This is a genomic window from Metabacillus sp. cB07 (genome assembly GCF_016839225.1).
Taxonomy (GTDB): domain Bacteria; phylum Bacillota; class Bacilli; order Bacillales; family Bacillaceae; genus Bacillus_P; species Bacillus_P indicus.
Genome location: NZ_CP069296.1, coordinates 2,705,240 through 2,719,786, shown reverse-complemented (window position 1 = coordinate 2,719,786; position 14,547 = coordinate 2,705,240). Strand labels below are relative to the sequence as shown.

17 protein-coding genes and 1 riboswitch are annotated in these 14,547 nt (G+C 45.1%); of the genes, 15 read left to right on the top strand and 2 right to left on the bottom strand.

What is annotated here, in order from left to right; all coding sequences use genetic code 11:
- Window positions 1–189 precede the first annotated feature (189 nt).
- The 5 genes from JOJ89_RS13970 to JOJ89_RS13950 all read left to right on the top strand — a co-directional run bounded on the left by JOJ89_RS13970 (window position 190) and on the right by JOJ89_RS13950 (window position 4,069).
- Window positions 190–966 carry a transporter substrate-binding domain-containing protein gene (locus JOJ89_RS13970; RefSeq protein WP_029279836.1) on the top strand — a complete coding sequence of 259 codons (777 nt, stop codon included), beginning with the start codon at window positions 190–192 and terminating at the stop codon, window positions 964–966.
- Window positions 967–1,045: 79 nt separating this feature from the next.
- A complete protein-coding gene (locus JOJ89_RS13965; RefSeq protein WP_029279838.1) occupies window positions 1,046–1,705 on the top strand; it encodes an amino acid ABC transporter permease in 660 nt (219 codons plus the stop codon).
- Window positions 1,698–2,420 carry an amino acid ABC transporter ATP-binding protein gene (locus JOJ89_RS13960; protein WP_035207046.1) on the top strand — a complete coding sequence of 241 codons (723 nt, stop codon included), beginning with the start codon at window positions 1,698–1,700 and terminating at the stop codon, window positions 2,418–2,420. The genes JOJ89_RS13965 and JOJ89_RS13960 overlap by 8 nt, the downstream gene beginning before the upstream one ends.
- Before the next feature lie 128 nt (window positions 2,421–2,548).
- Window positions 2,549–3,532 carry an aromatic acid exporter family protein gene (locus JOJ89_RS13955; RefSeq protein ID WP_203287977.1) on the top strand — a complete coding sequence of 328 codons (984 nt, stop codon included), beginning with the start codon at window positions 2,549–2,551 and terminating at the stop codon, window positions 3,530–3,532.
- A gap of 21 nt (window positions 3,533–3,553) precedes the next feature.
- Window positions 3,554–4,069 (top strand): L,D-transpeptidase, encoded by a 516-nt coding sequence (locus tag JOJ89_RS13950; RefSeq protein ID WP_029279843.1) that lies wholly within the window; start codon window positions 3,554–3,556, stop codon window positions 4,067–4,069.
- 70 nt (window positions 4,070–4,139) lie between these two features.
- Here the strand turns inward: JOJ89_RS13950 and prli42 are convergent, their stop codons facing one another.
- Window positions 4,140–4,232, bottom strand: a complete 93-nt coding sequence (gene prli42, locus JOJ89_RS13945; protein ID WP_087946338.1) for a stressosome-associated protein Prli42 — start codon at window positions 4,230–4,232, stop codon at window positions 4,140–4,142.
- 182 nt (window positions 4,233–4,414) lie between these two features.
- Here prli42 and mce point away from each other — a divergent pair, with 182 nt between their 5' ends.
- The 6 genes from mce (at window position 4,415) to JOJ89_RS13915 (ending at window position 9,194) form a co-directional block, all read left to right on the top strand.
- On the top strand, window positions 4,415–4,831 hold the full coding sequence (gene mce / locus JOJ89_RS13940) for a methylmalonyl-CoA epimerase (RefSeq protein WP_203287974.1): 417 nt from the start codon (window positions 4,415–4,417) through the stop codon (window positions 4,829–4,831).
- 2 nt (window positions 4,832–4,833) lie between these two features.
- A complete protein-coding gene (locus tag JOJ89_RS13935; RefSeq protein ID WP_203290355.1) occupies window positions 4,834–6,381 on the top strand; it encodes an acyl-CoA carboxylase subunit beta in 1,548 nt (515 codons plus the stop codon).
- 18 nt (window positions 6,382–6,399) lie between these two features.
- On the top strand, window positions 6,400–7,524 hold the full coding sequence (locus tag JOJ89_RS13930) for a M20/M25/M40 family metallo-hydrolase (RefSeq protein ID WP_203287965.1): 1,125 nt from the start codon (window positions 6,400–6,402) through the stop codon (window positions 7,522–7,524).
- A 64-nt stretch (window positions 7,525–7,588) separates the two neighbouring features.
- The gene (gene msrA, locus JOJ89_RS13925; RefSeq protein ID WP_203287963.1) at window positions 7,589–8,116 is read left to right on the top strand and encodes a peptide-methionine (S)-S-oxide reductase MsrA; all 528 of its coding nucleotides are present in this window, start codon (window positions 7,589–7,591) and stop codon (window positions 8,114–8,116) included.
- Window positions 8,117–8,224: 108 nt separating this feature from the next.
- On the top strand, window positions 8,225–8,401 hold the full coding sequence (locus tag JOJ89_RS13920; RefSeq protein WP_158001637.1) for a hypothetical protein: 177 nt from the start codon (window positions 8,225–8,227) through the stop codon (window positions 8,399–8,401).
- A 562-nt stretch (window positions 8,402–8,963) separates the two neighbouring features.
- Window positions 8,964–9,194: a hypothetical protein gene (locus tag JOJ89_RS13915; protein WP_203287961.1), complete on the top strand. Its 231-nt coding sequence runs from the start codon at window positions 8,964–8,966 to the stop codon at window positions 9,192–9,194.
- 36 nt (window positions 9,195–9,230) lie between these two features.
- Here JOJ89_RS13915 and JOJ89_RS13910 read toward each other — a convergent pair whose 3' ends face one another.
- On the bottom strand, window positions 9,231–10,493 hold the full coding sequence (locus JOJ89_RS13910; protein ID WP_203287959.1) for a glutamate/proton symporter GltT: 1,263 nt from the start codon (window positions 10,491–10,493) through the stop codon (window positions 9,231–9,233).
- 88 nt (window positions 10,494–10,581) lie between these two features.
- Window positions 10,582–10,722: riboswitch (cyclic di-AMP (ydaO/yuaA leader) on the bottom strand.
- 189 nt (window positions 10,723–10,911) lie between these two features.
- On the opposite strand from JOJ89_RS13910, the gene JOJ89_RS13905 reads away from it, so the two are divergent.
- From JOJ89_RS13905 to JOJ89_RS13890, 4 genes are all read left to right on the top strand, one after another.
- Entirely contained in the window at window positions 10,912–12,153 is a 1,242-nt protein-coding gene (locus JOJ89_RS13905) for a DNA polymerase IV (RefSeq protein ID WP_203287957.1), read from the top strand.
- A gap of 104 nt (window positions 12,154–12,257) precedes the next feature.
- Window positions 12,258–13,670, top strand: coding sequence for an NADP-dependent phosphogluconate dehydrogenase (gndA, locus tag JOJ89_RS13900; RefSeq protein ID WP_029279861.1), 1,413 nt, complete (start codon window positions 12,258–12,260; stop codon window positions 13,668–13,670).
- 98 nt (window positions 13,671–13,768) lie between these two features.
- The gene (locus JOJ89_RS13895; protein ID WP_203287955.1) at window positions 13,769–13,951 is read left to right on the top strand and encodes a YqaE/Pmp3 family membrane protein; all 183 of its coding nucleotides are present in this window, start codon (window positions 13,769–13,771) and stop codon (window positions 13,949–13,951) included.
- A 166-nt stretch (window positions 13,952–14,117) separates the two neighbouring features.
- A complete protein-coding gene (locus tag JOJ89_RS13890) occupies window positions 14,118–14,546 on the top strand; it encodes a VOC family protein (protein ID WP_203287953.1) in 429 nt (142 codons plus the stop codon).
- Window position 14,547 lies beyond the last annotated feature (1 nt).

The following is a 14,547-nucleotide window of genomic DNA, read 5'->3' as shown; positions in this document are numbered from 1 at the left end:
ATTCTTTTTTACTATAATATTCTTGCATAAAAATAAATTATTAAAAGATATATTGCATATTTATAAGTCTGTGTTAAAATACATTTATTCGGATATTTATTCGCGAAAAAAGTCTTGTAAATTATTATTCTATAGAACATAATATTATTAAATTTAGAATTTTAAGAAAATAACGAGGGGGAAGTAAAAATGAAGAAGTTTGCACTGTTTTTGATTTCGATTTTGGTGATTGGAGTTCTTGCTGCCTGCGGTTCTTCAGAAACATCCGGCAAAGAAGAGAAAAAAGTCCTGAAAATGGCAACATCAGCCGATTATCCGCCATTTGAGTACATTGACACAGCAAAAGGAAGCGAAATTATCGGTTTTGACATCGATCTTGCAAAAGCAATCGGCAAAGAGCTTGGCTATGAAATTGAAGTTCAGGACATGGATTTCACAGGATTGATCCCAGCGCTTCAAGCCAACAAAGCTGACCTGGTCCTTGCAGGAATGACGCCTACTGAAGAACGTAAAAAGAGCGTTGATTTCTCAGATGTTTATTACACTGCAAAGCACATGATCGTGACTAAAAAGGGCAGCGGCATCAAGTCCGTTGAAGATCTTGAAGGCAAAACAGTCGGTGTTCAGCTTGCATCTATTCAAGAAGGCAAAGCAGAAGAAATCGCTGAAACAGTGAATATCAAAGTAGAAAACCGCAACAGAATCCCTGAACTGATTCAGGAAATGAAAGCTGGCCGCTTTGATGCAGCAATTATTGAAGACACAGTAGCAAAAGGCTACTTCAAAAATGACAAAGAGCTTGAAGGCACAGTCATTGAAGACGGTGAAACAGAAGAAGCTGGTTCAGCAATCGCATTCCCGAAAGACAGCAAATATGCTGAGGAATTCAACAAAGTGCTGAACGAAATGAAAGAAAACGGCGAACTTGAAAAGCTTGTCTTGAAATGGTTCGGCGGAGAAGAATAAGCAGTTCATTCAGGAAAACGTTCAACACACGAATGTTGAACGTTTTTTTGTTTAACATGAGAAAGGAGTGTCGAAATCAATGAATCTGGATTTTCCGGCGATAGCGCCCTCGATACCGTTTATCCTGCAGGGGATTCCGGTAACACTTAAGATTGTCGGCCTTTCTGCACTGCTCGGTTTTACATTGGCTGTCATTCTTGCTCTCTTTAAAATCAGCAGAATCAAGCCGCTGATGTGGTTTGCGGATGCATACACATCCATTTTCCGCGGAACACCGCTTATCCTGCAATTATTGATTATTTACTACGGTGCGCCTCAGATACTGGGCTTTGAAATTGATCCATATCCGGCTGCAGTCGCAACATTCGCTCTTAACTCAGGAGCATACATCTCTGAAGTCATTAGAGCAGGCATCATGGCCATTGATAAAGGGCAGCGTGAAGCGGCAATGGCTCTTGGCGTTCCTTATTCAAAAATGATGAAAGACATTATTTTCCCGCAGGCGATCAAAAACATTCTGCCTGCTTTAATGAACGAATTTATCACCCTCACAAAAGAATCAGCCATCGTGACGATTATCGGAGTACAGGATATTATGAGAAGCTCCTACATAGTCGGAGGCCAGACGTATCGCTATTTTGAGCCGATCTTAATTGCCGGCCTCATCTATTATGTCATGGTCATTATTTTAACGGTTCTTGGCAAACTTGTTGAAAGGAGAATGGCGCGCAGTGATTAAAGTGGACAACCTTCATAAATCATTCGGAAAATTAGAAGTGCTGAAAGGCATCTCAACACACATCGCAGAAAAAGAAGTTGTGGCCATCATCGGCCCGTCCGGTTCAGGAAAATCCACCTTTTTACGGTGCATGAACAGGCTTGAGGATCCGACGAGCGGCCATATCTACATTAAAGATCAGGATATTACCAATCCGAAAACAGACATCAACAAAGTCCGCCAGAATGTCGGAATGGTGTTTCAGCACTTTCACTTGTTCCCTCATAAAACAGTTCTTGAGAATTTAACGTATGCACCTCTTACCGTTAAAGGAACTTCAAAAAAAGAAGCAGAGGAACAGGGGCATGAACTTCTTAAGAAAGTCGGACTCGCAGAAAAAGCGCATGAATACCCAAACCGTCTGTCGGGTGGACAGAAACAGCGTGTTGCGATTGCAAGAGCACTCGCGATGAACCCGGAAGTGATGCTGTTCGATGAACCGACATCCGCACTTGACCCTGAAATGGTCAAGGAAGTTCTTGAGGTCATGAAGAATCTTGCTTTCTCAGGCATGACGATGGCCATCGTTACGCATGAGATGGGCTTTGCAAGAGAAGTGGCTGACAGGGTTCTCTTCCTTGATGAAGGAAGACTTGTAGAAGACGCTGCTCCGAAAGACTTCTTCTCAAATCCGAAAACACAGCGTGCTCAACTATTCCTTGAAAAAATGCTATAATGGCTACTTAGAAAAAGGTGATCATCATGATCATCTTTTTTCGTTTTTATCTTTAAGCCTGCAATTGGGCAACGTATGAAAAAGGATATGGAAAATCGCCTATCACATGAAACGCAAGGGGAAGACGCATGTTTAAAATTGGTTACCGCACACTCAAAACAGCACTTGGTGCAGCCATCGCCATCAGTCTTGCCGAGCTTTTCGGACTGCAGAATTTTGCATCTGCCGGCATACTGACGATTCTATGCATCCAGGTGACGAAGAAAAAATCGCTTCAGACCTCATGGGCCCGCTTTTTTGCCTGTCTGATCGCCATCTTATTTTCCTTTGTCTTTTTCGAAGGAATAGGCTATCATCCATTTGTCATCGGCCTTCTGCTCTTATTTTTTATTCCAGTCACCGTTCGTTTAAAAGCCAAAGAAGGAATTGTGACAAGTTCTGTCATCATCCTACATCTCTACACAGCCTCGCACATTACATTTGATCTGATACTGAATGAAATCGCGCTGATTGCAACGGGTATTGGGGTAGCGCTGATCATGAACCTTTACATGCCGAGTGTTGATAAAAAGCTGAAAGAATATCAGCTGGAAGTGGAAGACCGCCTCTCGAAAATCTTCATTGAAATAGAGGAATACCTGCTCTCGCATGACAGTTCGTGGGACGGAAGGGAAATCACAGAAACGGCCGCAATTATCAACGAAGCAAAAACGCTGGCGTTCAGAGATGTAGAGAACCATTTTATGAGACATGAAAATCTCTACTATCATTATTTTAAGATGAGGGAAAAGCAGTTCGAAATCATTGAGAGGGTCCTCCCGATCATTGCCTCGATCAAAGTAACGGTCGATCAGGCGGAGATTGTGGCGGACTTTATCCGCGAAGTTAGAGAAGCGATACATCCCGGCAACACCGCTCACAAATTTCTTGTAAAGCTTGCTGAGATGAGAGAAATGTTCGAAGAAATGCCGCTTCCCGAAACCCGTGAAGAATTCGAGGCGCGTGCTGCGCTCTTGCATTTTGTTCGTGAGATGGAACAATATCTTGTGATAAAAAGTCAATTTAAAGGCATGTCCCGCAAGAATGAAATGAAGGCTGCAGGAGCATCCTAATTCAAAAAAGGGTGATAGTCTTTGAAAATGCTGTTCCTGCTCATGATGTTCCTGTCTCCGCTTTGGCCGCTCGGGCAAAATCCTTCTGTGGGCGATCCGTACGTTATCATTAATAAGCAGACGAACGAGCTTGCTTACATTGATAACGGACAGATTATTAAAACATTTGATGTCGCAACCGGGAAAAATGAGAATCTGACGCCTGAGGGAGAATTTACGATCACAGTCAAGGCGGCAGAGCCCTATTACCGGAAAAAAGACATCCCCGGCGGAGATCCGAAAAATCCGCTCGGCACAAGGTGGATCGGCTTTGACGCCGAAAACACGGATGGACGTATATACGGCATTCACGGCACAAACAACGAGGATTCCATCGGATCCTTCGTCACCCAGGGCTGCGTCCGCATGTACAACGAAGAAGTCGAAATCCTCTTTGAACACATTCCGGTTGGGACCAAAGTGTTTATCACAAAAAACGGCAAGTCCTTTGAAGAGATTGCAGCTGAAAAAGGGGCAATTAAAAAAGGTGATTCCTGAGGAGAATCACCTTTTTTGGCGTGTTTTTTATCTGCCTGTCATTGCTAAACGGTCGGCTCCGCTTTTCTTATTAGAACCACATGCTCATCCCGGCAAGAAGAGTAGTTGCCAGCATGACGAAGAGCATGAGATAGATAATGGCTTTTTGAAATCGTTTAGACATTTCGTTCACTCCATTTCAGAGGGTTTGTCCTTCTATTCTAACGCGGATAGGAGGTACGGACAAGGGAGGAGATATGAACAAAGATGGACATTTTTGCCCGAAAAAGAAGGAATTTCGTCGATTGGCAAAGAAGTATGTCATGTTCACGATGTTAAGCGTTTTCATCATGAGGAGGGGAAGAAATGGTCAAAAAGGTCGATCACATTGGGGTAGCCGTCCATTCAATTGAAGAGGTGCTTCCTTTTTATCAGGAAACACTGGGGTTAAAGCTTGAAGGAATGGAAATGGTAGAAGAACAGGGAGTCAAAGTGGCTTTTCTGAAGGCAGGAGAAACAAAAATTGAGCTGCTTGAGCCGGTTTCAAAAGAAAGTGCTGTAGCCAGGTTCATTGAAAAGCGCGGAGAAGGCATACATCATTTGGCTTTGGCGGTAGATGATATAAAAATGAGGATTCAAGAATTGAAAGAACACGGAATCAAAATGATAGATGAGACTCCAAGAAACGGTGCAGGCGGTGCCTCCATTGCTTTCCTGCATCCAAAGGCCGCAAATGGAGTGCTGGTTGAACTATGTGAAAAGAAGGGAGGAACGGTCTCATGAACATTGATATCTTTGAGAAGATTAACGAGCTGTATGACAAGAGACGGGAAGTTGAGATGGGCGGCGGAGATGAACGCATTGATAAGCAGCACGAAAAAGGCAAGCTGACTGCACGGGAGAGAATAGACCTTCTGGTGGATGAAGGAACGTTTGTTGAAATGAATCCCTTCATTGAGCATCGCTGCAACGATTTCGGGCTGAGCGGGAAAAAAGGGCCGGGGGACGGGGTTGTGACCGGCTACGGAAAAGTAAACGGCCGTCCGATTTATTTGTTCTCGCAGGACTTCACGGTCTTTGGCGGAGCCCTGGGCGAAATGCACGCCAAAAAGATTGCTGCAGTCATGGACCTTGCCGCAAAAAGCGGAACGCCGTTCGTCGGCCTGAATGACTCCGGAGGTGCGAGGATTCAGGAAGGTGTGGTATCATTAGATGGCTACGGGCAGATTTTTTACCGGAATACCATCTATTCAGGTGTCATTCCGCAGATATCTGTCATACTCGGCCCATGTGCAGGCGGAGCCGTATATTCTCCGGCCATCACCGATTTTGTTTTCATGGTTGAAAAAACAAGCCAGATGTTCATAACAGGACCTAAGGTTATTGAGACCGTGACAGGAGAAAAAATCAGCTCAGAGGATCTGGGCGGGGCCAAAGTACATAATACAATCAGCGGGAATGCCCATTTCTCCGGACAGACGGAGGAAGAAGTGCTTTCCCAGGTGCGAAAATTACTTACATATTTGCCGCAGAACAACCAGGAAAAAACGCCGGTTCTGCCGCATGAAGAAGAGTCTGACTACAGGCCGAACCTGACGGACTGCATTCCTTTTGATGCCCTTAGACCCTATGACGTCAGAGTGGTCATTGAGGAAGTCGCGGATGCAGGATCTTTTTACGAGGTTCAAAAAGACTTTGCCAAAAACATTGTTGTCGGGTTTGCGCGCATTAAGGGTGAAGTTGTGGGCCTTGTCTGCAATCAGCCGAAATATATGGCGGGCGGGCTTGATATCGATTCATCTGACAAAGCATCCAGATTCATCCGCTTCTGCGATTCATTCCAGATTCCGCTGATTACATTTGAAGATGTGACCGGCTTTTTCCCGGGAATTAAACAGGAGCACGGTGGAATTATCCGCCACGGGGCAAAAATCTTATATGCCTACTCAGAGGCAACGGTGCCAAAGCTTACGGTCATTCTCCGCAAAGCATACGGCGGAGCGTATGTGGCGCTGAACAGCAAGTCGATCGGAGCGGATCTGGTTTTTGCATGGCCGAATGCCGAGATTGCTGTTATGGGTCCTCAGGGTGCTGCGAATATTATTTTTGCCAGAGAAATTGAAAACAGCGAGAACCCGGAAGAAACGAGGGCAGCCAAAATCGAGGAGTACCGCGAAAAATTCGCCAATCCTTATGTGGCAGCAAGCCAGGGGATGGTCGATGACGTAATTGACCCCCGCGATACAAGAATAAAGCTTATTCAGGCGCTCGAGATGCTGCGCACAAAGCAGGAGCAGCGTCCTGCCAAAAAACATGGAAACATTCCGCTTTAAGCCTAGGAGGAAACAAAGATGATTAATCAAGAACGTTTAGTGAATGAGTTTTTAGAGCTTGTTCAAATTGATTCCGAAACAAAATTCGAAACAGAAATCGCCAAAGTCCTTACTGATAAGTTTGAAGCACTTGGCGTCCGCGTTGAAGAAGATGATACAACAAGTATTACTGGACACGGTGCAGGCAACCTGATCTGCACGCTGGATGCTGTACAGGACGGCATTGATCCGATTTATTTTACATCTCATATGGACACGGTCGTTCCGGGAAAAGGAATTAAACCTTCTATTAAAGACGGATACATTGTAACAGACGGTACAACGATTCTTGGGGCAGATGACAAAACAGGATTATCGGCTATGCTTGAGGCTGTTCGTGTGCTGAAAGAAAACAACATCGCCCACGGTAAGATTGAATTCATCATCACAGTTGGAGAAGAATCCGGTCTTGTAGGCGCAAAAGCATTGGACGGATCTAAAGTGACGGCTAAATTCGGATATGCCCTCGACAGTGACGGAAAAGTAGGAACCATTATCGTGGCTGCTCCGACACAGGCAAAAGTGAGAGCTTCTATTTTCGGCAAAACCGCTCACGCAGGTGTTGCACCTGAAAAGGGCATTTCTGCGATTACGATTGCTTCAAAAGCCATTGCGAAAATGCCGCTAGGAAGAATCGACCATGAAACAACAGCAAACATCGGCCGATTTGAAGGAGGCACGCAAACAAACATTGTGTGCGACCAAGTGAATATCCTGGCTGAAGCGAGATCACTCGTTCCTGAAAAAATGGAAGCCCAAACAGCTAAAATGAAAGAAGCATTCGAAAGTGCGGCAGCTGAAATGGGAGGCCGTGCAGAAGTTGAAATTGAAGTGATGTATCCTGGCTTTAAGTTTGGCGAAGGAGATCACGTTGTAGAAGTGGCAAAGCGCGCTGCAGCAAACATCGGCCGTACAAGCGAGCTTCAGACAAGCGGCGGCGGAAGCGATGCCAACGTGATTGCCGGCTTTGATATTCCGACTGTCAATCTTGCTGTCGGTTATGAAGACATCCACACGACAAATGAGAAGATGCCGATCGAAGAACTTGTCAAAACAGCTGAACTTGTGGTATCAATAATCAAAGAAGTAGCTAAAAGCGAATAAGAGAAAAGATGGCAGGCACATGGATTGTGTCTGCTGTTTTACATCATAGAAAGAGGTGCATATCATGGGAAGAAGAGAAAAGGCAACATTTGCAGGCGGCTGTTTTTGGTGCATGGTGAAGCCGTTCGACGAACAGCCGGGCATCATTGAAGTCGTTTCAGGCTACACAGGCGGAACACTCGAAAATCCGTCATATGAACAAATCAAAACAGGTGAAACAGGACACAGGGAAGCGGTCGAAATCACCTTTGATCCGGATGTTTTTTCCTATGACACCCTGCTTGAGCTCTATTGGCCGCAGATTGATCCGACAGATGACGGGGGCCAGTTCTTTGACCGCGGCAGCCAGTACCGCACAGCCATTTTCTATCACACAGAAGAGCAAAAGCTGAAGGCTGAAAAAACGAAGCAGGAAATTGACGCAAGCGGACGCTTTCAAAAGCCTGTCGTGACAGAGATCCTGCCTGCTGCTCCATTTTATCCGGCAGAAGAATACCATCAGAAATTCTACGCAAAAAACCCTGAAAAATACAAACAGGAACGCGAAGAATCCGGAAGAGAAGAATTTATCCGGAATAACTGGAAGAAATAAAGCAAGCAAGCCCTCTGTTCATTTGGACGGAAGGCTTTTTCGATGTTCGGCTCTGTGTTTGTATTGGACCTGCAATGGGTATTTTCCATATTAAGGAGAGTGATTACAATGAATACATTTAATGAAAGTGCCATTGCCTCATACGTGAAAACAAGAGCCGAAGAAAACTGCAAACTCCTCCAGGAGAACATGGAAGAGCTCGAAAGAGGAAAAATCCTCGGCAGAATGGAAGCCTACAATGAATTTCTGGAGCGGTTTGGATTTGATAAAGTAGAGTGCAAGTAATCAGGGTCAAGCGGAGCACATCATTCTTGTAAGGGATGGTGTGTTTTTGTATTCGTGGAAGGAAGCTTGCGGCTAGCAGCATTAGAGAGTCATTTAAAGAGTGAATCGTACCCTCGGAAACTGAGAAACGATGTGAGAGGGTAAGCAAAGCGGCGAATCGTACCCTCGGATACCGAAAAACAATGGGTGGAGGGTAAGCAAAGCTGTGAATCGTACCCTCGGATACCGAAAAACGATGGGTGGAGGGTAAGCAAAGTGGTGAATCGTACCCTCGGATACCGAAAAACGATGGGTGGAGGGTAAGCAAAGTGGTGAATCGTACCCTCGGATACCGAAAAACAATGGGTGGAGGGTAAGCAAAGCTGTGAATCGTACCCTCGGAAACCGAGAAACGATGTGGGAGGGTAAGCAAAGCAGTGAATCGTACCCCCGCAAACCGAGAAACGATGTGGGAGGGTAAGCAAATGTACGAATCGTACCCTCGCAAACCGAGGAACGATATGCGAGGGTAAGGAAAAACTCAATCTGTAGGGAACATGAATAAAATCATGAGGAGCATAACATGAAACATTTTTTTCTGGGGTTTTTAATTTCAGGGTTTGGATCATTTATCCTTATTGTACTGGGGCTGGCACTCTTTGCAGAACTTTATCCTAACGAGGACCCGTCCGTAGGTGCCGGAGTCGGATTTGCAATAGCATTCGGATTTGTGTTTTCTGCACCGGTTGCTGCCATGATCGGGATTGTTGGAGGAGTGCTTACATACGTATTCAAGAAGTATAAGAAGAACTAAAAAACCCCCGGACCATTTTCCGGGGGCTCTTCCTGTTTATGCACTTGCTTTCATGACTTCATTCGCTTTAATCCGGTTGTACTGGCCTTCGGATTTTGACATCACGATGGCAGCGAGGGTATTGCCGACAAGGTTAACGACCGTGCGGGCCATATCCATGATGCGGTCCACTCCTGCAATGAAGGCAAGTCCTTCCGCCGGAATACCGATTGTTCCGAGAGTGGCAAGCAGAACAACGAAGGATGTTCCAGGAACGGCAGCCATCCCTTTAGACGTAACCATCAAGACTAAAATCAGTGTCAATTGCTGAACGATTGTCAGTTCGATGCCGTAAACCTGTGCAAGGAACAAGGCAGCAATCGCTTGATAGAGTACGGATCCGTCAAGGTTAAACGTGTATCCGATAGGAACGACAAAGGACACAATTCCCTTAGGGCATCCCATCTTTTCAAGCTTTTCCATGATTCGGGGCAGGACCGTTTCTGAGCTTGATGTACTGAACGCAAGCAGCAGCTCGTCCTTAATGTAGCGAAGCAGAGAAAAGATATTGACGCCTGCCCATTTGGCAACTGCTCCCAATACTACAATCAGGAAGAAAATCAGGGCAGCGTATACTAATACAACCAATTTTCCAAGAGAAAGCAATGAATCAATTCCAAATTTTGAAACGGTTACTCCGATCAGGGCGAATACGCCGAGAGGAGCCACTTTCATTACAAGGTTGACGACGTGGAACATCGCGTGAGAAACACCGTCAAAGAACTGAAGGACCGGCTTTCCACGTTCTCCGATGGCTGCTACGCCGAGTCCGAAGAGGACGGAGAAAAAGATGATGGCAAGCATATCGCCTTCTACGACAGATTTAAAGAAGTTCGTCGGAACAATATGAAGAAACGTTTCGGCAACCGATTTTTCACTTTGCTCTTCAGATGTATCGACATACTGCTGGATATCTGTTTTTTGGGCAGATTCAAGGTCAACTCCTTGCCCCGGCTGAAAGACGTTTGCAAGCAATACGCCGAGGACAATCGCAACAGTTGTAATGATTTCAAAATAAAGAATGGTTTTTCCGCCGAGTCTTCCAACGTGTTTTCCATTCCCAGCACCTGCAACTCCAACGATCAGGCTAGAGATAACAATCGGAATGACAATCATTTTGATCAAACGCAAAAACAAATCTCCAAGCGGCTGCAAAACTGCGGCAACTCGGGGGTCATTAAACCAGACAACACCTACTAAAATACCTAAAGTCAAACCAATAAAAATTTGGGAAGCCAGTCCCAAACGAATTTTTTTCATAGAAGAACCTCCTCTGAGATGTAAGAATTCTGAAAAAACAAAAAAAGACCAATCTAAAGTAAGAAAGGTCTTTAATACACAATTAAAGTCTTTCTCCCAATAAAGCATACGAGGTTAACTGTCGGATTCGGGATTGAGAGTTCCCTTCCATTTACGGATTCACCCCAAGGTAAGAGCCTTACCAAATGCATGATTCCCCCGCTCTGAAAAGATTAAGCTTGTTATGAAATTTGACGGACAATAAAAACACACAAGATATAATTTACTTGTGATAAGGGGAGTCTGTCAATTGTTTTATAAAAAGTAAGAAAGGATCAAATTTTTGCGCTTTTCTAATTCCGTCCCCATCATTAGCGGTTCATCTGCTGACTGTGATAAAATTGAGGCACTATAACAGTTTGGAAAGAAGTTGAACGGCATGAAGCAGCAGAGCGGTCCAAGGGTCATTCTCCATGTGGATATGAACAGTTTTTACGCATCTGTTGAGATGGCGTTTGAGCCTGACCTGAGGGGAAAGCCGCTCGCCATCGCCGGCAATGTGGAAGAGCGGAAGGGTATTGTTGTGACGTGCAGCTATGAGGCCAGGGCCAGAGGCGTGAAAACAACGATGCCGTTGTGGCAGGCGAAGCGCCATTGTCCTGAACTGATTGTCAGGAAACCGAATTTTGACCGGTACCGGAAGGCATCAAGAGCGATGTTTGACCTGTTAAGAGAATTTACGGATCTTGTTGAGCCTGTCTCTATTGATGAGGGATATATGGACTTGACGGAATATCTGAAGGAAGGCAATCCCCTTCAAGTGGCAAAAACGATTCAGCAGCGCTTGCTTGAAGAGCTCCTTCTGCCTTCAAGTATAGGAATTGCCCCAAATAAATTCCTTGCCAAAATGGCTTCCAATATGAAAAAGCCCCTTGGCATCACCGTCCTAAGAAAAAGGGAGCTTCATGAGACACTGTGGCCGCTTCCAGCAGGCGAGATGCACGGAGTGGGGGAAAAAACGGCAGAAAAACTTCTCACCATCGGCGTCAAAACAATCAAAGATCTGGCTGAAGCCGATCCGATTTCATTGAAACAGCTCCTGGGCATAAACGGTGAACGGCTGAAAAAACGGGCAAAAGGCATAGACAGCAGAGAAGTCAATCCGGACAGCATCAATGATTTTAAGAGCATAGGGAATTCTACCACTCTCTCCAAAGATTCAAGCGATGTGCGCGTCCTTTATGATACTTTGAACCGCCTCTCTCAGTCAGTCAGCATGCGGATGAAGCGGAAAGAGGTGCTCGGAACAAAAATCTTTATTACGATCCGCTACTCAGACCGGAGCACATTTACCCGCAGCCGGACAGTCAATAACCCGCTTGGTGAAAAAGAAGAGCTGTACACTCACGCCAAAGAGATTTTTGACAGGCACTGGACAGGAGAGCCGGTACGGTTGCTCGGGGTGACGTGCCAGGACCTTGTCCCAAAAGGAGATGCCTATAAACAGCTGGATCTGTTTTCTTTTCAGGAGGATGCAAAAAAAGAGCCGCTTTTTAAAACGATTGAAGACATCCAGAAAAAATTTGGCGAAAGTATCATTAAACGCGGGATGAAAGCGGTCCGCCTGGAGGATGATAAAACAAGCGGGACAAGTTTCAATAAAGATTTTTTAAGGGAATGAGACAAGGCGCTTTCCTTGATAAAAGCAAGGACACTGTGTTATTTTACAGAAGGAATGCATATTCATGCGCACAACGATATTTGGGACAGAAAGGGAGTAAAAACATGTCTAAACAGCAAATTGGCGTTATCGGTTTGGCCGTCATGGGCAAAAACCTCGCTCTTAATATAGAAAGCCGCGGCTATTCGGTGGCCGTTTATAACCGCTCTTCAGATAAAACAGAAGAAATGCTGAAAGAACACAGCGGCAAGAACCTGACAGGTACATACAGCATTGAAGAGTTTGTTCAGTCTCTTGAAACACCGCGCAAAATTCTTCTTATGGTAAAAGCCGGTTTTGCAACAGATGCAACGATCGAACAGCTTCTTCCTCATCTTGATAAAGGCGATATTCTGATCGACGGAGGAAATACGCTTTACACAGATACACAGCGCAGAAACAAAGAGCTTGCCGAAAGCGGCATTCACTTTATCGGCACAGGCGTTTCAGGCGGAGAAGAAGGAGCCCTAAAAGGACCTTCCATCATGCCTGGAGGACAAAAGGAAGCATTTGAACTTGTGAAGCCGATTTTCGAAGCGATTTCTGCAAAAGTGGACGGAGATCCATGTACAACTTACATCGGTCCGGACGGTGCGGGCCACTATGTGAAAATGGTTCACAACGGCATAGAGTACGGCGATATGCAGCTGATTTCAGAAGCGTATTTCATTCTGAAAAATGTTCTTGGTCTATCTGCACAGGAACTCCACGAAGTATTTGCCGAGTGGAATAAAGGTGAGCTTGACAGCTATCTGATTGAAATCACGGCTGACATTTTCACAAAAACAGATGATGAAACAGGCAAGCCGCTTGTTGATATGATTCTGGATACAGCAGGACAAAAAGGAACTGGAAAATGGACAAGCAAAAGTGCCCTTGATTTAGGTGTTCCGCTTCCGATTATTACGGAATCCGTGTTTGCCCGCTTCATCTCTGCCATGAAAGATGAGCGTGTAAAAGCGAGCGGCATTCTCTCAGGCCCTTCTGTGACACCATATGAAGGCGATAAAAAAGAACTGATCGAAGTTGTACGAAAAGCGCTTTACATGAGCAAAATTTGTTCTTATGCACAAGGTTTTGCCCAAATGAGAGCAGCTTCTGAGGAATACAACTGGGATCTTCAGTACGGCGACATCGCGATGATTTTCAGAGGCGGATGCATCATCCGTGCAGCCTTCCTTCAAAAAATCAAAGATGCGTATGACCGTGACGGCGAGCTTGCAAATCTTCTGCTTGATCCATACTTCAAAGAGATTGCAGAAAGCTACCAGGGAGCTCTTCGCAAAGTGCTGACAGTTGCCATAGAGCAAGGGGTTCCGGTACCAAGCTTCTCAGCTGCCCTATCTTATTACGACAGCTACCGCACGGCTACATTGCCTGCAAACCTGATTCAGGCGCAGCGCGACTATTTCGGAGCGCACACTTATCAGCGTACAGATAAAGAAGGCATTTTCCATACAGAATGGATGTCTAAGTAAAAGCAGAACACGGAGCCTTGTGCTCCGTGTTTTTTGCCGTTTCTAAACCGCAGAATCGGGGTAAAATGTAACGGATAAGAAAAGAACGGGGTGATGTGATGCTTTATTTACTGGCGATTATACTGCCGCCTGTTGCCGTGCTGTTTGTCGGCAGACCGTTTCAGGCGCTGCTTAACCTGATTTTGACGCTCATTTTTTATCTTCCGGGAGCCATTCACGCCGTGCTTGTGGTGAAGGATGCAAAAGATGAGAAGCGTATGAAGAAGTACGGAGTGAGGTAACTTAAAAAAGATGCTGACTCTGAAGGAAATTAGCCCGCCTCTAGAGAAATAGAGGGACGGGCTTTATTTATTGTATTTTTTATAAGGGTGTAGCAAAAGGCAGCTGAACATGGTATGATAATACAGAACAAATGTTCTTATTAAATTTATGACGATGAGGTGTAACATGATCACATCAGTAAATCCTTACATTGTAACAAATGGAAATGGTCAAGAGGCAGTGAAGTTTTATGTAGATGCATTAAATGCTGAACTTGTTTCGATTCAAACATTCGGGGAAATGCCGGAGGATCCGAATCATCCTATTCCCGCTGATGCAAAGGACCGTGTGATGAATGCACAGTTTAAAACAGGCGATACCCTCATGATGCTGTCAGATACATTTCCCGGAATGCCTTATACTCTCGGTTCGCAGCTTTCTATTGCGATTCATATTGATTCAGCAGACGCAGCGAAAAATGTATTTGAAAAACTCTCTGCAGGCGGAAATGTCACAATGCCTCTTCAGGAAACATTCTGGAGTCCTGCATACGGTCAGGTTAAAGACAAATATGGTGTTGAATGGCAAGTATCTGCTGTTAAAGAAAACGAATAAT